The following is a 19,791-nucleotide window of genomic DNA, read 5'->3' as shown; positions in this document are numbered from 1 at the left end:
TACCACAGATTCTCACATAAGTACTAGTCTGCTTTTATTGACTCAAATAAAAGCTTAATGCCTTTTAAAACCTTAGGCATTTTACTACACCCTTATGGCCTTCTATATACACAAGTTTACTTAAATATTAATTTCTAATATCACAGGGCAATGGTCAGAACCGAGTATTTCTGCATCAATAGCAGCCCCTACTAACTTATCTTTTAAAACCTCTGAAGCTAAGAAATAATCTATTCTCCATCCTGTGTTTTTTTCTCTTGCTTTAAAACGATAGCTCCACCAGCTATAAGCGCCTTCTAAATCAGGATAAAAATAGCGGAAGGTATCTATAAATCCTGCTTCTAATAATTCTCCGAATTTACCTCTTTCCTCATCACTAAAACCAGCATTTCCTCTATTCGTTTTTGGATTTTTAAGGTCAATTTCTTGATGTGCCACATTAAGATCCCCACAAATAATGACTGGTTTGTTTTCTTCTAATTTCTTAAGATAAGCTTTAAAAGCATCCTCCCATGCCATACGATAATCAATTCTAGCTAGCTCATTTTGTGCATTAGGTGTATATACGGTAACCACATAAGCTTCTTCAAACTCAGCTGTAATAACACGTCCTTCAGTATCATGCTCAGCTATACCCAAACCATAGCTGACACTAAGTGGCTCCTTTTTAGAAAAAAGTGCTGTTCCTGAATAACCTTTTTTCTGGGCATAATTCCAGTACTGATAATAACCTGGCAGTTCTATTTCTACTTGTCCCTCTTGACATTTCGTTTCTTGAATACAAAACACATCTGCATCAACTGCTTTAAAATAATCTAAAAATCCTTTTGTTAAAACGGCTCTAACGCCATTCACATTCCATGATACACATTTCATTCTTGTCATCCTCCATCTTTTATCTTTTGCTTTTTATTTTATTCTCTACATACATCTACCCATTCACCTTCGGTGATTTCTGCTAATTCAGGAAGTGACATCTTCACCACTGCATGAGGGCTTCCTGCTGCTGGATAAACTTCTTCTGACTGTTTAAGACTCTCATCTAAATAGATTTTTACTTGTTTAGGTAATCCAAATGGACAAGCGCCACCTACTGGATGTCCTGTTTTTTCTAAAGTTTCTTCATAGCTCATCATCTTAGCTTTTGTGTGAAAAGTATCTTTAAATTTTCTATTATCTATTTTGGCCGTTCCACAAGCAACAATAACGATACTTTCATCATTTACATTAAACGCTAAAGTTTTAGCAATTTGCCTCTCTGTAGCTTTGAGAGCTTCTGCCGCCAAGCTCACTGTAGCACTACTTTCTTCTAACAAAACAATTTGATGACTGACTTGCTTTTCCTTAAAAAAAGCTTCTACTGCTTCTATACTCATTTGTATCATCTCCTTTTTTGTCCTATCTCATTACTTTTTCCTGTTCTTATTATTTTTAATGACTTTTACTTTTTTATCTCTCTTTATACCTATTTCTATAGAAAATTATTGGCAAAGTACTCAATTTGCTCACTTTTTACGGCTAAGTTTAAATTTTGTCCTGCATCAAAACCTGCTGTAATAATTCCTATAAGTCTTCCATACATATCCAGTAGTGCTCCTCCTGAACTACCATTAGAAATAGGCGCTGTAAACTGAATCATAGACATATCTTGAATTTCTCTAAAAGCTGAGATGATACCATCCGATACTGTATTAAATAAACCTAACGGACTTCCTATAGCCACTACTTTTTGTCCTCTTACTAAGTGTTCTCCTCTGTATAGAGGTAAAGGCTTACAACGCTTTTCTACTTTGATTAAAGCTAAGTCATAATTGGGATGATATTTTACAATTCGTGAAGTCACATAAGACTGCTCTTCATTCTCAAATTGTACTTCAAAATGACAACCGTCTCTTACGACGTGAAAATTAGTCAATATATATCCCTCTTCATGGATAACCACTCCTGATCCCCCTTTGAAAGCTCTTCGTTGCCCATCTAACACTGTAATCATCACAATAGAAGTAGAAAGCTGTGCTAATTCTTCATAGCTTAATTCTCTAAGTATCCCAGTATCATTTCCTATAGAAGTAGTTACTGTGCTGCCTACTCTAGGTGCTTGATGATTAGGTACTATTGGCCTTGATGGTTCTGCTGAATGATTATTTTTTGGTGGCACACTTCTTGATGGCATTGCCGATGAAGGCACTCTAGGTGTTTGCCTCTGTATACCATTGCCCACACTGCCTTTATGACTACCTCCTAGATTAATAGAACCTCTTCTTGCGCCGCTTTCTTTAATTGTGGTGTTTTGCTGAGGAGGTCTTTGTATCGATATACTTTGAATAGGTACCGTGGCTACTTCTGATGGTTTTACTATTTGCTTTTTATAAGTTTCAAAAGGAACTAGAGTGGCGGGTACTTGTGCCTTTATAGGATAGTGATATACCTGTGATGTCCTCAGTACTTCTTCATACGTTGCCAAGCAATCCTCTTGTGGATTCATATAAAGTACATCACAGCCCATTAAAAATAAAAAATATAAGAATAAGTATTCTTGCCTTTTAATAGGCCCTACATAAACTACTTTTCCTAATTGTCCTCTTTCTTTGGTTACTAATAAAGGAAGATAAGCTGTAATCCAGCTTAGTAATTTAACTGCAAAATTCTTAGTGGTAGATGCATTAGCATGAGGCATATAGCATTCATACATATGTAGGACTTCTTTAAAAGCACATTTTTTAGTCCATTCTAGTGTATCTGATGTAAGCTCGGCTGGAAAAGGTAACCTGAATTGTTCTTCTGGCTTTGCATCTTTAATCTTTAACCACTCTTCATAAGCTTGAATATAACCCTCTGTTTCCTGCGGTGATAGACTATATTTTAATTCTTCTAAGCGCAAATAAACTGTATCTTTTGCTTTTAACAAAAAATAATCATCTAGCCTTTTCACTTGTTGTGAAAATATTTCGTCTGTTTTTTCTACCCCAATGGCTCTTATAAAGAAGGCATTTCTTGTTAAGCTGCCAGCCTCTTCTTTGGTTAGCTCATGCTTTATGAAGTCCTCTATAGGATTTTCACACGTTAGGCGAACTACTTTTAATGGCTTAGTCGTAAAAATCATTTTCTCCTTCTCCCCCCAACTCTAAGAAATCTGTTTATGCTACCTATTATATATAAATATAATAATTAAATAAAGCTGTGTTTTATCTTATCAAATAATGCTATAATAAAAAGTAATTAATATTTTATACAAAAAGGAGTGTATTACTATTGGGATAACGGCAGCAAATAACATCTTAGAAACACTTTTTGACGATTCTTCTATGCGTGAAAATAATTACTTTTGTCAGCTTATAGGCATAGCTAATGCTTCATCCTATAATGATACATTAGCTCTCATTCATCATAAATTATCTGAGCCTCATAAAGGTATTATTTTTGATAGAGAAATTCCTAAACCAAATGATCGCTCACTTATTGACGCTATTTTAAATGAACTGACACGTATGAGAATTGGTGCGTTTGCTAGTGAAGATATTAATCTCACTTCGTCACAAACACTTAATGCAAAGATTAGACAGGCTCTAGACCCTGTTATTGCACTAGCCATACAAAAAGAGCGTTTTGCTAATGAAACTATCCGCAATAACTTTATTGCAAAACTAATGATTTGGTGTAATGTTTATGTCGATGAGCTAGACTTTTCCGGCAAAGAACCTCCAAAATGTTTATTTTATGGTTCTATTAAAAAGCATGAATTTTACTTTTTAATGCTTCTTGCTCATATTGGCATTGATGTGCTTTATTTTAATCCAACTGGAGATACCCTCATAGATACTTTAGATGAAAATAATCTTTGTCAAAAAGTCATCTTAGGTCCTACCACACAGCAAATCTTACCACTTATGGAACATGTAGAAAAAGGAGTTGTCGTTGAAAAAGTAACTACTTTTGCACGTAAAGCAACTAATGAGCTTGAGCAAACCCTATATAATGATACAGGTATCTATAAGCCTTGGCAGTTCTCTGATGGTACCACACGCCCCATTATTATGGACTCTGTTATTGAAGATACGCTTACTTACTGGAATGAACCAGCACGTCTTAGACCTGGCTTTAAGACTTCACAAAAAACAGTTTATACCCCTATTTTCTTCAGTAAAATAAGCGGTGTTTATAATGATCATAATGAATACTTTTCTTTAGTAGATAAACTTAAATCAGCTAATAAATGTGTATTTTACGAGACCACTCAGCTTACCTCTGTAGGCTATGGTCAAACTAGAAGTATTCAGTATCATAATATGCAAGGCCAAGGTATCCCTCAAAATACAGCTCAGTACAATCAACAGGATTTATATTCTTTAGCTTTTTGTTTAAATCCTGACAAGACTATTAATCGCACCACAGTTAAAGAACATGTACTCTATAAAAAATTATTAACTTTAAGAGGTGAAATCCAAGAATTCATTTTAGCTAAACTAGAAGAAGTATTTTCACCTAGCAATACGGCTTTCTTTAACTTTCCTATCACGGATAAAGAAAGGCTAAGACTCATGGCCGCTATTTTCACAGCTGAAGACAGTCTTTTGAATCTTATCGATGGTTATGACTTTACAGCGGATGTGCCAAAGGTCATCTTGTATCTTAACTCAAGAGATACTTTTAATACAGATGATGCCATGTTACTAGGATTATTACGTACCATAGGTCTAGATATTGTCATCTTATCGCCTAATGGTGCCAATAATATAGAGCTTGTTATTTCTGATAAATTCATTAATCAAATCAAGCTTGAAGAATTTGTTTATGATTTACCCCTTAAAGCACCTGCTAAAAAGGGATCATTCTTTAGTAAATTATTTAGGTAAAAGGAGTGTTTGTACATGGGAATTTCATTAAATCAAGGAGCAGGTAGTGCGCCAGTTCCTACCTTAGAAGCAACCGTTCTAGGTGGTGTTAATCTAGAAAAAGCAGATGCTAATACACAGCTTGTTCCTGTTCAAGAAGCTGAGGTAGTAGCTTTCACACAATCTTATAAAGAAAAACTTCGCCAGCTTCCTGAAGTTGAAAAATTAACCGAGGAAATTCATGTAGATGATATGAATAGTATTCTTGTATTTGGTCAGGAAGCTTCTACTGGTATTTCTAAAATCTCTGATAATCTACTTTCTACAATGAAAGCTGTTAAGGCTGAAGAAGCTGGGGAAATGATTCAGCAGCTTACAAAGGTTATGGATAAATTCGATATTAAAGAATTAGAAGATATCAAAGAACCATCTGCACTTCAAAAACTCTTTAACAAAGCTAAAAACTCCGTAGAAGCTCTTTTCCAAAAATATGAGAATATGGGTACAGAGGTTGATAAAATATATGTCATTCTTAAAAAATATGAATTACAAATTCAAAATTCTAATGTAAGTCTTAAACAAATGTATGAAGGTAACATTGCTTACTACCAACAACTTGAAAAATACATCGTAGCCGGTGAAATGGGACTTGAGGAATTAGATACAAAACTTATTCCTCAATATGAACAAGAAGCTATGGCTTCTGGTGACCGTATGGCGATGACTACAGTAGAAACGCTTAAGCGTACGCGTGAAATGTTAGAACAACGTGTTTATGATCTTCAAATTGCTGAAAACATTGCGCTTCAAACCATTCCAATGATTCAAGGCATTCAGTACAGTAACTTTAATTTAACACGTAAAATTAATTCTGCTTTTATTATCACACTTCCAATCTTTAAACAATGCTTAGCTCAAGCTGTTCTTCTTAAACGTCAAGAACTTCAAGCTAAGAGTCTTAAAGCGCTTGATGATAAAACAAATGAATTATTACTTAGAAATGCTCAAAACATGGCTACTCAAACAACAGCTATTGCAAAAATGGCTGGTAGTAGCTCTGTTCAAATGGAAACCCTTGAAAAGACCTGGCAAACTATTGTTCAAGGTATTGAACAAACAAAGCAAATCGAAGATGAAAATCATCGCATGCGTCAAGAAAATAGCATGAAGCTAGAACGTATGAAACAAGACATGCTAGCTCCAAAAAAATAATCCAGCATACGCCAAAGGTGCAACATCTTGTTGCACCTTTGTTTTGTTTAATTGTATCCTTTTATTAGTTACATTATAATGAAAGATTTTTGTAAGAAATTTATTATCCTTTTTTTCGTTTTCTCTTTTATAATACTATTAATGCTCTTAAAGGGAGGATGGTCTATGGAAAATATCAATATTTTAGTAGTGGATGATGATTTACAAATCATGGAGGTCTTATGCAAGCTTCTTGAACTAGAAGGCTATAAAGTACATTCCTCATTTAACGGATTTGAAGCAATTGACTATATAAACAATAATTCTATTCAGCTGGTTATTCTAGATGTCATGATGCCTCATCTTAATGGACTTACAGCTCTTTTAAAAATTAGAGAAAAACATAATGTTCCTATTATTATGCTTTCTGCAAAAACAGAGGAAACTGATAAAGTATGTGGTTTAAGCTTAGGTGCAGACGATTATATTGAAAAACCTTTTAATACGGCTGAGTTATTGGCTAGAGTTAAGGCTCAGCTGAGAAGATATATGCTATTAGGCGCTTCAATTGAAAATGCTGCTCAAACTCATGATTTAATAGAAGTCGGTGATTTAGTCCTTAACCAAGCAACTAAAGAAATACTCGTATGTGACATCCCTTATGCTTTAACTGCAACAGAATATAAAATTCTAGAATTACTAATGAAACATCCAAATCAGGTTTTTTCAGCTGAGCAAATTTATGAAAATGTCTGGCAAGAGACAGTGTATGCTGTTGAAAATACAGTCATGGTACATATTAGACGAATCCGTGAAAAGATTGAAATGAATCCTAAAGAGCCAAAATACTTAAAGGTGGTGTGGGGTATTGGATATAAAATTGAAAGATAGTCGTCGTAATTTACTTTTATTTTTATGGACTAGCTTATTTACTTGCATTTGCTTCGGTATCATCTGCTATTTTGCTACTAATCTTAAATACAATATGGCCTTTTTTCTTAAATATGGTAGCCATTCTTCAGTTTATTGGAGATCTATACTTTTTATCTTACTTCTTATACTTTGTCATCTTGTAGCTTATATCTTACTTTTAAAGCCTTCAACTACCACGCATATTTATGACCAACTTCCTTTTGAGCTAATCTTATCTCTATTTCTTCTCCTATTATTTTTAGAGATTTACGTTATTTATCAACTACTGAATTACACCCCTCTTAGAGTTGCTACTTGGCTTACTCATTTATTTCAATATCTACCTATGATAATCCATTCATTTCTGCTCACATCTTCTATCTTCCTGTTACTTCTTCTTGTTTTCACACTTTTAATCAAGCAACTTAAATGTAAATTAATAAAAAGTACCTCTATATGTTATAAATATTATGTGCTACTTAAGGAACGAAAAAAGAACCGCCCGCTTATAAAACAGCTAGAATATCTTAAATGTCATGATTTTATATTACATTTCTTAATTATTCTATATGAAATCATCAGTGTAACCTGGATTTTTTATAAGCAGCTACACCCCTTTTCCCTAGTGGCTATCCTTTTATTGATTGTTTTACCTCTGATAGCAGAATTTTTCCTATTTCTAAAAACTCACTTTCCATCAAAGTTTGAAAAAGATTTAATACTACTTTTAAATCAGATCAATAACATCACTAACCAGGATACTATTGTTACCAATCCCTTAGAGGCTACTTCTCTTCTGTATAAACAAGGGGAACGAATTTGTTACTTAGATGAAGTCCTTAAAATGAATCTAGAAAAACAAATTAAAATCGAAAAAGCTAAAGTAGAATTAATCACCAATATTTCTCATGACTTAAAAACACCTCTTACAGCTATGGTAGGCTACATTGATTTACTAAAAAAAGAAGCTAACTTAAGCCTTGAAGCTAGGGATTATATTGAAGGTTTATCACGCAAAACAACTCACCTTAATCATATGCTAAAAGATCTTCTTGACCTATCTAAAATTACAAGTGGTACCATGCCAGTTCAATTAACTGAAATGGATTTAAACAAACTTATTTCTCAGACCTTGATAGATATGGACGAAACCATTATAGCTTCAGGTTTTATCTTGAAAACCCTGTTAGCCAAAGAACCCTTGCTGTTTTTAGGTGATAGTGTAAAGCTTCATCGCGTTTGTCAAAATCTTATTCAAAATGCCTTAAGCTATGCTTTAACTGGTTCTAGGATTTTTATTACAACTACTACTAAAGAAAATTTAGTCACTTTAACCATTCAAAACACCTCTGCCTATGAGCTGGACTTTACTGCTGAAGAAATCGTTGAACGCTTTGTAAGAGGTGATGCTTCTAGAAGAAGTACTGGCTGTGGTCTAGGTCTAGCTATTAGCAAAAGCTATACTGAACTTTGCAAGGGAGACTTTCACCTTACTTTAGATGGTGATGTTTTTAAGGTAACCCTTAGTTTTAATAAAATATTGAATAACATCTAAACGAAAGATTTATGTAAGAAATATGCCGAAATAAAGTTCATCTTCTTTTATATAATAAAGTTATTCTATAAATAAAAGGAGAGGACATATGAAACACACTACCCTTATTTCTTACTTATTAACTGCTATACTTATCTTTCCACTTACAGCTTGTACACAACAATTGCCTGCTTCCTCAGCTACTACAAATTCAACTTCCAACATCTCTTCTCCCCATATCGTAAGATATCCTTCCACTGCTGACTACACATTTTTAGTTGGAAAGATAAATAAGCTGACAAAAACAGAAAATGGTATGGCGGAAATAGAATTGAGAAGTGGTGATTTAAGTGACGTAAATTTAAGTGACAGCTATGATTTACTTCTAGAGGCTGCTTTTGACAGCAAGACTGTATGGCCAGCTTCACTTCCTAATGGCTTTGATCCTAATGCTGTTATGGAGCTTTATAAAGATCCCGGTCTAAATGTTAAATCCCTTCATCACAAAGGTATTACTGGTAAAGGAATTAGTATTGGTATTATTGATCAGCCGCTTCTAGTTGAACACGAAGAATATAAAGATCAATTGGCTTATTATGAAGAAGATGAAACAATTCAACATGAGGAAAATGGCAATATTTTTTATGAAGATGCAAGTATGCACGGACCTGCTGTTGCTTCTATCGCTGTAGGAAAAAATACTGGTGTTGCACCTGAAGCTACTTTATATTATATTGGTGAAAATTTTGTAACTATTGATACCGAAGATCACAGTCCTCTTGCTTCAGCTCTCAATCAGCTACTTGACCTTAATAAAAATTTACCAACTGCCAACAAGATACGTGTTATCTCTATTTCTTGGGGTAATGAAAATAAGAATCGAAAAGGCTATGATGAGTATATGTCTGCTTTAGCTAGAGCCAAGGAAGAAGGCGTATTTGTACTTACTACTTCTTTAGAGCAAAGAGAAGGTTTTCAACTTAATGGTTTAGGTAAAAAACCTCTTGCAGATGCTAATGACTTTAATAGTTATAAGCCTTGTAGGTGGTATCCTGAACATACATCTAATAGACTTTCTGCTCCTATGGATTATCGCTGTATAGCTTCACCTACTGGAAGTTCTGATTATGCAGTTTACCCACAAGGAGGTTTGAGCTGGGTAATGCCCTATTTAGCTGGTACCTACGCTCTCGCTTGTCAAGTTAAACCAGATATTACACCTGATGAATTCTGGAAGGTTGCTTTAGAAACGAGTGTTACTAACGATGCTTCACTGCCTGGGATTATTAATCCTTGTGGCATTATAGATATCTTAGAAAAATAGTTTTTGTCATCTTTAATTTTTTAATCTTCTCATACCTATTCTAAAAGGGAGCTGTGGCATAATTAATATTTATAAGTGTTTATAAATATTAATTATGCACTTTAGGACAGCCCCTTTTATCATTATATCCTTTATCCCTTCTACTCTTTCTATGTTATAATAAACTGACTGATTTTTATTTAATGGAGAATACTGATGAAACTCATAATAGATGAAAGAGAAATTATTTTTAATACCCAATCTACTAAAGCAAAAAAAATGACCTTAGAAGCTACTCCTGAAGGTCACATTACACTCAAAGTCCCTGCTAAAACAACTGAAGCTGAAATCCTTGCTTTTGTTAAGGCTCATTCTAAAACTATTTTGGCTTTTCAAGATCGCGTAGAAAATAGAAAATATATTTCTAGCAAGAAAAATTATACTGAAGATGAGACTTTTTTATTCCAAGGAAAGGCCTGTCAATTAGGAGAGTTACTAGAAACTATCCCTGAAACAGAAGAAGAAATACAGCTTCTTTTAAAGAAATTTTATATAGCACAAACCAAAGTAATTGTTAAAAAGAGAGTTAAGCACTTTGAAAAACTAATTGGTGTAAATGCTAAAAGTATTACCGTTGTAGACTCACCTTGTTCTTGGGGCACTTGTAATAGCTATAAGGATCTGACTTTTAATTATAGACTTTCAATGGCGCCACTTCAGGTCATTGACTATGTGGTAATCCACGAACTTTGTCATATCCATCATCTCAATCACGATCGTTCTTTCTGGAGAAAAGTAGGTGCTTATGACCCTCACTTTAAAGAACATCAAGATTATCTAGCACGTTTTGGTGGCGTAATGACCATATAGTAAAGAACCTAACAAGTACTTAGCTTATTAGGTTCTTTACTATAATGATCTATCGTATTAATGTGTCATTTTCTTATTTAAATAAATAGGTCTTATAAAGCTGCCATGTCTGTTCTTCCCACTTATAAATACTTACATTATCAAAATTGCAATCAAAATCACATGGAGATTTTTGAATTTACGCCCATACTTTTTCATATAAAGGTTGTCACTTTTTAGATACCACTGTTACATGAAAGAGTAATATACCACCTACTGCTTCCTGCTTACTCCTTACCCTCTATACTAGTGCCACTATTAAATAGCATGAGCTCCTTTAAGCTAATATGTCTATTACGAAAACGTTCTTTGCCTAGTGTACCTTTTTTCCATTCTATAGCTACTTGAGGACAGGCATGAATGCATGCTAAACAATGCTCGCAATGATGCTGAAATTGTATTTCTGCTTCCTCTACAATAATATTCTCTACCGGACATACCTTACTACAAGTTCCGCAATGATTACACAGATTAGAAACGGTAAAGTACTGGTCACAATCTTTTTCTTTAGCAGGAAAAAATTTATATATTATCTTATTAATGAATGTATAGGATTCCACCTTTATGGTTTGATTACTTTTAACAGCTTCTATAATAGGTTTTAATTGGGCATTTACCTTATTTTCCATTCCCTGAGTATTATTCACCTTATAACTAGGAATATAGTTTTCTACAGCTTTAAGTTTTTTACTATAACTTAAGTGCTGCCCCTTTTGTATTAATAACTCTTCTACTGCTCCACATATTCCCTTTACAGCTCCTCCATAAGTTGCTACAGCAAATATGTAGGGATTCTGGCTTGTAATAGTTAGTTCTGAAATAAAGCGTTCTACTTGATAAGGTAATCCCCAGTAATAGGTTGGAAATACAAACCCAATCACTTCATCAACGCAGTTTATATGACCATTTTTCATCGGTAATACTTGCCCTCCTATGGCCTCCCCTATTTGTTTTGCTACATATAAACTATTGCCTGTTGCTGAAAAGCAATAAATAACTGCCATCTATATTCCCCCTTAAATTTTCCTTCAATGACTTATTGATTATCCTTTATATTATATTACACTTTTATGTATTTTCTGTAAAATAAAAGTAACCTAGCATAACTCCTAGAGTTAATTGACTAAGTTACTTGACGTAGTTGTTTCTTCCTTTATCAAATTATATGGTAATACGACGTTGATATTGTCTTACTACACAAGATAACGCAAAATTAATAACAAAATAGGTTAGTGCCACAAAACCATAAAGCATTATAATTTGGCCAAAACCTCTTAAGCTTCCTAATACAACATTACTATTTCGAGTAAATTCAGCAATATCCACAACCTTTAAGAAAGAGGTATCTTTGATAATTGTAATAACCTGTGAAAGGAGAGCTGGAATAATACTCTTAAAGGTCTGTGGTAATATAATATAAATTAAAGTTTGAGCAAAATTAAAGCCTTGAGAAGCTGCTCCCTCAAATTGTCCCTTTGGAATAGAATTAAGTCCTCCTCTTACAATCTCCGCAACAACTGCTGAAGTAAATAAAGTAAAAGAAAAGATTCCTAAAGGAATAGGATCTCCTGGAATAGTAAACCTAATCCATAAAATCCAAAGAATATTAGGTGTACATCTAAAAATCTCAATATAAATAGCTGCAAGCGTAGCAAATGGAGAGAACACGCCCTTGCAGTAATTTCTCATAAGCGCTAAGATGGTCCCAAATATAATACTTAATATAATTGTTCCTAATGCAATTAACAGCGTCAACTTTAAGCCATCTAGCATAAAAAGAATATTTTCACTTGTAAAAATCTCACTCATTGGGCCACCTCCGTTTTTACTGCTTTACTAGGATGTTTTGGCTTAGGTGGTTCTTTAGCTTTACGCTCTAAGTATCTTGCCAAAGATGCTAATGGGAAACAAATGACAAAGTACATAGCTGCACAAACCAGATATCCTTGTGTGTAATGTCCTCCCGAACTACTTGCCCAAGAATCTGCAAAATACATTAAATCAAGCCCTGCTACCATTGCTAATACTGAAGTATTTTTAACTAAGTTTAAAGCTTGATTAGCAAGCGGCGGCATAATGATTTTTATCGTCTGTGGCAAAATAATATATCTCATCGCTTGAATATAAGAAAAGCCCTGAGAGTTAGCAGCTTCTAATTGTCCTTTAGGAACAGCTTCTATACCTGTTCGAATAACTTCTGCTACATAAGCACCATGATAAATACCTACTCCCATGACACCTAATAAAAATTTATCTACGCGTCCCCCTATTAAGTAGGGTAAACAGCTGTAATAAAAGAAAATCTGTATAACTAAAGGTGTATTTTGAAAAATTTCTATATACACTCTAGCAATCAATTTAAGTGGCTTTCTCTTAGTAGAATACAGTACACCAAAAAGCACCCCAAGCATAATGGCTACTAACAAGCCCACTATAGATACTCTTAAAGTCATACTAAAGCCTTGTAAATATAAGTCAAACTCTTCAAACAAATCCATCCACCATTTTAGATTAAATAAACCTTTCATAGCAACTCCATCACCTTCCTTGATACTCCATATTCGGTTCTGCCTATACCCTAAAATAAGGATTCAAAGGCGAAAAGGAAGTTCTGTTCACCAATGAATCCTTGAAATTTTATTTAGCAAACTTCAAACTATTCAACACCCCAAGCTTTTAACATTTCAGCCATTTTCCCACTATCTACTAAGCCTTTTACTACACCATCAACTGTTTCTGCCAATTCTTTATTACTAAGAGCAGAAGCCACACCATAATCTTGTTCTGCGAAACGGTCTTCTAAAATCATGGTTGAATCATCGCTATAACCAGCTAAAATCGCACGGTCTACAGCAAATACATCAATATTTTTAGTAGAAAGGGCTGTACTTAAAGCTGGATAACCATCAAATTCTTCAAAAACAGGTGTTACATTAATACCTGTTTCTTTGATATAAGCTTCAAACCCATCTTTAGTGATAGAACCTTGAGAAACACCTATAATCTTGCCATCTAGATCATTAATAGATTGAATTCCAGAATCTTTTAGTACCATTAAACCTACCGCATCTGTATAGTAAGGTGTTGAGAAGTTCCAAGACTCCTTACGTTCCTCTGTAACAGTAAAGGTAGCAATAACTAAATCAATTTCTCCACTATCTAATAACCCACCTCTTGTTTTAGCAGTAACACCTTGGAAAGCTACTAATTTCTTTTCTTTCGCTTCAGCTGCAGTGCAATCAAAAATCTTACCTGCTATTTCATAAGCTAAATCAATTTCAACCCCTTCATATTCTCCTGTAGCTGTATTTTGAAGTCCAAAACTAGGTACATCTATTTTACACCCTACTTTAAGTACACCTGCATCTTTAATTTTTTGAATGCCACCTGTTGCACTTCCACCAGCTTCCGATGTCTCTGTTTTAGTACAACTTCCTAAAACACCTAGCATGGTTACTGCTAATAATGTTGCCATTATTTTTTTAATCCCTTTTTTCATATCATCAACTCCTTATTTAGGTTTTATTTATTTCATAATGCTTAAAATATTTCTTATGTACTTTATATCAACCTTCTTAACGTAATATTTTACTTAAGAATAGTTTGGTACGCTCATTTTCTGGATTTTCAAAGAAATGCTCTGGTGAACCACTTTCTACAATAGAACCATCATCCATAAAAATGACGCGATCTGCCACTTGTCTTGCAAAACCCATTTCATGTGTTACACAAACCATCGTAATATTTTCTTCAGATAACTTAATCATAACATCTAATACTTCTTGCACCATCTCTGGATCCAGAGCACTAGTAGGTTCATCAAATAAAATGATTCTTTGTTTTGTAGCAAGCGCCCTTGCAATAGCAACTCTTTGTTGCTGTCCTCCTGATAGGTTTTGAGGATAGGCATCCTTTTTCTCCAAAAGGCCTACTCTTTCTAAATACTGAAGTGCCATTTCCTCTGCCTCTTTTTTAGGCATCTTTTGTAATTTCATAGGTGCAAGTGTAAGATTTTCTAACACTGTCATATGTGGATATAAGTTAAATTGCTGAAATACCATGGCTGAGGAGTTTCTCACAACCTGTGTTTTGTTTTTCCTTGTTAATAACTGTCCATCAATTTCTACTTGCCCTGAAGTTGGTTCTTCTAAATGATTAATACACCTAATCAGTGTACTTTTCCCACTACCACTAGGGCCAATAATAACTAGCTTTTCTCCTTCATTAACCTCTAAATCAATGTTTTTTAAAACATGATGATGACCAAAAAATTTATTAAGACCACTAATCTTTATCACATAAATCTACCTCCTTATTTAAACTTTTCCGCGTTGTTTTCTATCTAATTTCTTTATAACAAATATTACAATAATTGTAAATTTAAAAGAAAACAAAACAGCGCCACGAAGAAAAAGAATTCTCGTAAGCGCCATTGCTTCATATGTCTAAATACTTTATATATTAGTGTAATTATAACTAAGGTCTTTTCTCTTGTCAACTCATAATTTTCCCTTAAGACTCTTTCCGACCTTCTATCTCTCCTATTTCTTTCTCAGCCATCTCTATAGCATATCTTAGAATTTCTTCTGCTGCTTTAAGACCACTAACCCTTGCAATACGTACTTGTTCTTTACATATTCCTTCAATATAGGCTTCTTTAGGAACAATACCATAATCTGCTTCATGGACCATTTGATAGTCAAAAATAGAGTCTCCTGCAGCCATAATAGTTCTTTGATAGTAGTTCTTTTGAATATATACAAGTGCTGACCATTTATTAATACATTCTGGATATAAATAGATCTTTTTGCCATTGACTTGTATTTTCCAACCTTTATTTTCATTAGCATTCATAAATAACTGAACGGCTTCTTCATCAATATTGCCTCGCTCTCCTATAATAAGCCAAATAAGTCCATCAGACTTATTGTATCCTTTAATAGGCTTTTTATAGTGATTCAGAAATGATATTAAGACTTCATCATAATTTACAGGTAATGCTTTAATTTGCTCTTTTATATAATCTGACCACTGTTTATCCTCTTCTCCCTTGTAAATAATAGTTCCTCCATTATTAACTACATAAAGCTCAGGGTAGATAGTTTCCTCAAATAATTGAATCCTCTTGTATTGCTGATGATTTCTAGTCGTAATTGGTACGATAGGTACTAAGTCATTAAGCTTTTTAAGTAAAGTAATTGCTTCTAAACTCATATACGAAATTTCTTTTCCATTATAAGCTTCGACTAAGGCATATTCACATTCAGCTTCCGCTATAAATAGCTTAGAATAAATTAAAGTACGATCTAAATCCGTTGCAAAAAACATAGAAGTTTTCCTTTCACATTCATTTTTATACATCACACATATCTTTGATTAAACCACAACAAGAGTAGCACATGTCTTGATATACTTCCACTGGTACACCTCTATCTCTTGCCAAAAGTAAAATGTGCTTAATGCGCTTATCCTCTTTATCTTTTACAAGGATTTTCCAAGGTACCCTTCTTAATAATACTCTTGTTGTTTCACCTACCCCTGGCTTCACTCTATTAATACTGGAGATATCGAAGCACTGCCTAATGTTTTCTACACTCTGTGCTGCATTAAAGGCTCCCATCTCCTTATTAACTAAATCCTCTTCATGGATATTAAGCTGAGAAAAATGAGTAGCAATAGTATCTACAAAGTCATTAGATACATCAATCTCCTCCCACTCCTTGTAAAACTTGGAACCATGAAAATCATAGGGTCCAATAAGATCATTTCTTAAAAAGGTACGACTCATAAGTCCTGATACTGTTGCATTTAAACACGCACTTGGTACTAAGAAGTCCGCTCTTGTCCCATATAAAGAGGTACATTCTCCTGGATCACAAAGTACTGCTAGTGTATCATCTAAATCCACTTCATATTTATTTTTAAAATGCTTACAAGCTTTCTCTAAAGTATGGCTTATAACACCTTTTCCAGTCCAACCATCTACAAATTGAATATCTTCTGCTGGATGTTCTTTTAATATATATAAAAGGGCATTCTCATCTATTCCCTTATCTCTAATAATAGAAACACTATAGTGAGGCACATTTACTTGATATTTATAAGCTAAATAACGCTTAATCAATACACCAATAGGTGTACCTGCCCTAGCTAGAGAAACAATAACGACATCTTTTCCTTTTTTTCTGTAAATCAGTTCAGCTACTACCCCTGTATAAAAAGCAATCTCCTCTGCCGTTTCTTCTAAAGTATTTTTATAAAGAGTCATATATTCCTTTGTTGGCATATATTCAATAGGAAGCATTTCAGAGTAGTGCGTACCATTTTGCATAGCATATTCACGCTCTAAGTTATTTTGTTCTTCTAATAAACCGTTGATATTCTTTAATAAGAAAATACAATCTTCTTTCCTATAGCTCCCCATAGGTAAAGGCTCTTTTATATGCTTTACATTTGCTACGCCTTGCTCATTCATAGATTTCCTCCAGCTTGCCATCACAGCAAACAAAATATATTTTTCTAATCCCCTTTTCACTAAATACCTCTGCCATCATTTGCTTAAATTCTGGCCTTACATCTCTTTCTATAAACCAAAAGGCTTCTTCATAGTTACCCTCTTGAATATTATAAATATAATTAATAACAGTTTCATCCTCAGGCCTTTTATAAGCTAGAGCTGTATGTAAAGGATAATCTGGTCTTTTAGCTGTCATAATAGGACTACGTGTAGTAGATTGATAATAAACCCCTTCTCCCATAGCACATGCCATCATAGCCGGTACATAAATAAACTCCTCCGTACCTATGCACAGTGTCTTTGTTGAAGTTCTATAGCCTGATAGTACTTGCCCCAGTTGTAATAGACGCTTCTCAAAGGTTTTATTTTCATTAGCTGTTAGTCCAAAGCGTCCATTAGCACTCATATAACCTACTACCTGTTCTCTTTGATCTCCACCTTTGATCACTTTCTCTGTCATATGGTCTAAGCCTACCTTAAGCGTTTCATATCTTCCGTACCTACCATTATAGTAACTTATAAGTTGAACGCTTTTTGGTGTTTTTGTTACTACCACTTCTTCCTGTAATACATTTGTATTTTCTTCCTCTACGATTTCAGGATATTTTAACATCTCCTTTGTTTCCATGGATTCCTCTGATAAAGACTTTAAAATAATGGGTGCAATAGTTCCTTGAATGACTGATATAAATTCAATAGTAACTCCAAGCTTTCCAGCTAAAAGCTTGGCTTTCTCTTTCTGCTCTTCGTTTCTCCAATCTAAAAGTGCCACTACACTATAAGCTTTAGCACCACTTTTTTCATGTAACGCTTCTATTAAATTAAGCGCAGTATTCCCTGTAGTAATTTCATCATCTACTAGTACAATATGGGAAAAACGTTTAAAGAAAAGAGGGTCTTTTGTATAACATTCATGTCCTGTTGCATGAGAATGTTCTTCTTGAAAAGTAAAAGTAGGTACTTCACTGATAATAGGTTCTCTGGTGGTATGAATAAATGTTGCTTTATCATCAAAAGCACTAAACATACTATGGCCTAAGCCTGTGGCTGTTTCTGCAAAACCAATGAAAAGTGTCTCCTGTTCTAATGGATAGGTCACTTCTAAAACTTTTTCACAGGCTTCCTTAGGTAATTCTTTCTTATTAAAGAGCTCCAAAAGCTCATCTTCCTGTAATACTTTACCCACCTGCTTTTTATAATAAACTTCTGCTAAAAGCGTCCCTCCTAATCTAGTCATATAAGGGTTAACAGCTAAGTGCTTACCTAATACTTTACTTACAAATAAAAAAATACGTTTTTTATTTTTTCTAACTCCCACTTCAAATAGATGATTTAAAGGGATAGCTTCACTCGTTTCTTGTAAATCAATATGTATCTCTAGACAATCCAATGCTTTAAAAATAACTTGTTTAGAACAAGGCTGTGTAGTCTTCATTTTCATTAATCACTCCATATATTTCAGCTTTAGCTAGTACTTTTCTAGCCCAATTTGTATGTGGTTTCATTTCATTCATTTTATTGCCACCCTTACTCTTAATTACGCCACTACCTTGATTTCCTATAATTTGCATAGCATCTTCATATTCTTCTTTAGTTACTACTTGCAAAGCATTCACTAAGCGAATGTGAGAAGGATGAATAATCGTTTTACCTACTAGTCCATTAACTTTATCTAAAACAACTTCCTTAATAAGTCCATCTTCCGCTTTATTAACAATGGCTCTACGTGCAATGCTACCTTCTTCTCCATATTTTCTAAATGGTGTTTGACGTAATTCTGGCTTTAACAACCTGCTATGATTACTAAAAAACTCCCACACTGGACCTGAAATAACAAAGCCGTCTTCAGCTTGACCAAAATAATTAATAATCCTTGCCATACAATCCCTAATGACAGCCACATCATAAATAGTAGCATCAATACTTCTTCTAATGCCAAAAAGCCCTGTAAAGTCTGTGGCTCCAATTCTAATATTTAAAACATTTTCTCGGTATTTAACCGCTAAGTTTTTAATCGTCTGTAATTCTTCTTGTCCGGTTTGTAAATCTATCACTTGCTTGGTTTCTATAATAGGCATTGCATAAAGTTTAATGCCTGCCGCATCACCTGCTTTCTTAATAAGTGATAGCTGTTCTTCTCCTTCTATGCTATTAAACTTCGGCAGATTAATCCCTGTTATATGCTTTACAATCTCCTCCTCAGATAATAGGCGCTTTAACTGCTGTGTACTACGAATACGTATGAAAAGTAGGGGGAGATCTTCTTCTTTCACTATACCATTTTTCAAAGCTTGTCCCAGCCCTATAAAGGTTTCTTTAAGACGCATCTCTGCTTCTTCTACCTGAGAATCTGCAATACCATCTTCAAGACAAATTACAAGTGTCGTAAGTGAAATATATTTTCTAGTTACTAAATAGTCATAAAGCTTTTCATGAATTGCCGGAATGTACAGTGTTGCGCCTAATGCATAACTCAACTTTTCTTTTTCAGTATCTTTAAAAAAAGCATTTGGTTCTTTAAAAAATACACGTTCTTTCTCTTCTTCACTTAAATGTGCATAATGAAACATTCCCCTTACCCTCTTTCTATATA

At 34.1% G+C, this 19,791-nt stretch carries 18 protein-coding genes; 6 read left to right on the top strand and 12 right to left on the bottom strand.

Going from position 1 to position 19,791, the window contains the following annotated elements:
- Window positions 1-120: 120 nt before the first annotated feature.
- The 3 genes from CLOLE_RS06460 to CLOLE_RS23580 all read right to left on the bottom strand — a co-directional run bounded on the left by CLOLE_RS06460 (window position 121) and on the right by CLOLE_RS23580 (window position 3,103).
- The gene (locus CLOLE_RS06460) at window positions 121-876 is read right to left on the bottom strand and encodes an exodeoxyribonuclease III (protein WP_013656276.1); all 756 of its coding nucleotides are present in this window, start codon (window positions 874-876) and stop codon (window positions 121-123) included.
- Window positions 877-914: 38 nt separating this feature from the next.
- Window positions 915-1,376: a YbaK/EbsC family protein gene (locus CLOLE_RS06455; protein WP_013656275.1), complete on the bottom strand. Its 462-nt coding sequence runs from the start codon at window positions 1,374-1,376 to the stop codon at window positions 915-917.
- A 95-nt stretch (window positions 1,377-1,471) separates the two neighbouring features.
- The gene (locus CLOLE_RS23580) at window positions 1,472-3,103 is read right to left on the bottom strand and encodes a serine protease (RefSeq protein WP_013656274.1); all 1,632 of its coding nucleotides are present in this window, start codon (window positions 3,101-3,103) and stop codon (window positions 1,472-1,474) included.
- A gap of 115 nt (window positions 3,104-3,218) precedes the next feature.
- On the opposite strand from CLOLE_RS23580, the gene CLOLE_RS06445 reads away from it, so the two are divergent.
- The 6 genes from CLOLE_RS06445 to CLOLE_RS06420 all read left to right on the top strand — a co-directional run bounded on the left by CLOLE_RS06445 (window position 3,219) and on the right by CLOLE_RS06420 (window position 10,642).
- Window positions 3,219-4,853: a YceG family protein gene (locus CLOLE_RS06445; protein ID WP_330369352.1), complete on the top strand. Its 1,635-nt coding sequence runs from the start codon at window positions 3,219-3,221 to the stop codon at window positions 4,851-4,853.
- Between the two features lie 15 nt (window positions 4,854-4,868).
- Entirely contained in the window at window positions 4,869-6,044 is a 1,176-nt protein-coding gene (locus CLOLE_RS06440) for a toxic anion resistance protein (protein ID WP_013656272.1), read from the top strand.
- Window positions 6,045-6,209: 165 nt separating this feature from the next.
- Complete coding sequence (locus CLOLE_RS06435; protein WP_013656271.1) at window positions 6,210-6,914, top strand: response regulator transcription factor; 705 nt, start codon at window positions 6,210-6,212, stop codon at window positions 6,912-6,914.
- A gap of 646 nt (window positions 6,915-7,560) precedes the next feature.
- Window positions 7,561-8,490, top strand: coding sequence for a sensor histidine kinase (locus tag CLOLE_RS23235; protein WP_162145071.1), 930 nt, complete (start codon window positions 7,561-7,563; stop codon window positions 8,488-8,490).
- Between the two features lie 88 nt (window positions 8,491-8,578).
- Window positions 8,579-9,793 carry a S8 family serine peptidase gene (locus CLOLE_RS06425; RefSeq protein WP_013656269.1) on the top strand — a complete coding sequence of 405 codons (1,215 nt, stop codon included), beginning with the start codon at window positions 8,579-8,581 and terminating at the stop codon, window positions 9,791-9,793.
- Between the two features lie 195 nt (window positions 9,794-9,988).
- Complete coding sequence (locus tag CLOLE_RS06420) at window positions 9,989-10,642, top strand: M48 family metallopeptidase (RefSeq protein ID WP_013656268.1); 654 nt, start codon at window positions 9,989-9,991, stop codon at window positions 10,640-10,642.
- Window positions 10,643-10,908: 266 nt separating this feature from the next.
- Here the strand turns inward: CLOLE_RS06420 and CLOLE_RS06415 are convergent, their stop codons facing one another.
- The 9 genes from CLOLE_RS06415 to CLOLE_RS06375 form a co-directional block, all read right to left on the bottom strand.
- Entirely contained in the window at window positions 10,909-11,685 is a 777-nt protein-coding gene (locus tag CLOLE_RS06415; protein ID WP_013656267.1) for an EFR1 family ferrodoxin, read from the bottom strand.
- 157 nt (window positions 11,686-11,842) lie between these two features.
- Entirely contained in the window at window positions 11,843-12,490 is a 648-nt protein-coding gene (locus CLOLE_RS06410; protein ID WP_013656266.1) for an amino acid ABC transporter permease, read from the bottom strand.
- The gene (locus CLOLE_RS06405; RefSeq protein ID WP_013656265.1) at window positions 12,487-13,209 is read right to left on the bottom strand and encodes an amino acid ABC transporter permease; all 723 of its coding nucleotides are present in this window, start codon (window positions 13,207-13,209) and stop codon (window positions 12,487-12,489) included. The genes CLOLE_RS06410 and CLOLE_RS06405 overlap by 4 nt, the downstream gene beginning before the upstream one ends.
- A gap of 128 nt (window positions 13,210-13,337) precedes the next feature.
- Complete coding sequence (locus CLOLE_RS06400; RefSeq protein WP_013656264.1) at window positions 13,338-14,180, bottom strand: transporter substrate-binding domain-containing protein; 843 nt, start codon at window positions 14,178-14,180, stop codon at window positions 13,338-13,340.
- A gap of 76 nt (window positions 14,181-14,256) precedes the next feature.
- The gene (locus tag CLOLE_RS06395; RefSeq protein WP_013656263.1) at window positions 14,257-14,979 is read right to left on the bottom strand and encodes an amino acid ABC transporter ATP-binding protein; all 723 of its coding nucleotides are present in this window, start codon (window positions 14,977-14,979) and stop codon (window positions 14,257-14,259) included.
- A gap of 214 nt (window positions 14,980-15,193) precedes the next feature.
- Window positions 15,194-16,009 (bottom strand): Cof-type HAD-IIB family hydrolase, encoded by an 816-nt coding sequence (locus CLOLE_RS06390; RefSeq protein WP_013656262.1) that lies wholly within the window; start codon window positions 16,007-16,009, stop codon window positions 15,194-15,196.
- A gap of 25 nt (window positions 16,010-16,034) precedes the next feature.
- Window positions 16,035-17,156, bottom strand: a complete 1,122-nt coding sequence (locus CLOLE_RS06385) for a cysteine protease StiP family protein (RefSeq protein ID WP_013656261.1) — start codon at window positions 17,154-17,156, stop codon at window positions 16,035-16,037.
- Window positions 17,149-18,639 carry a phosphoribosyltransferase family protein gene (locus CLOLE_RS06380; RefSeq protein WP_013656260.1) on the bottom strand — a complete coding sequence of 497 codons (1,491 nt, stop codon included), beginning with the start codon at window positions 18,637-18,639 and terminating at the stop codon, window positions 17,149-17,151. Before CLOLE_RS06380 ends, CLOLE_RS06385 begins: the two co-directional genes overlap by 8 nt.
- The gene (locus tag CLOLE_RS06375; protein ID WP_013656259.1) at window positions 18,608-19,768 is read right to left on the bottom strand and encodes an HpcH/HpaI aldolase/citrate lyase family protein; all 1,161 of its coding nucleotides are present in this window, start codon (window positions 19,766-19,768) and stop codon (window positions 18,608-18,610) included. Before CLOLE_RS06375 ends, CLOLE_RS06380 begins: the two co-directional genes overlap by 32 nt.
- Window positions 19,769-19,791 lie beyond the last annotated feature (23 nt).

The organism is Cellulosilyticum lentocellum DSM 5427 (assembly GCF_000178835.2).
Classification (GTDB): domain Bacteria; phylum Bacillota; class Clostridia; order Lachnospirales; family Cellulosilyticaceae; genus Cellulosilyticum; species Cellulosilyticum lentocellum.
The sequence above is the reverse complement of the archived record's forward strand: the minus strand, read 5'-3'. Positions and strand labels throughout refer to the sequence as shown.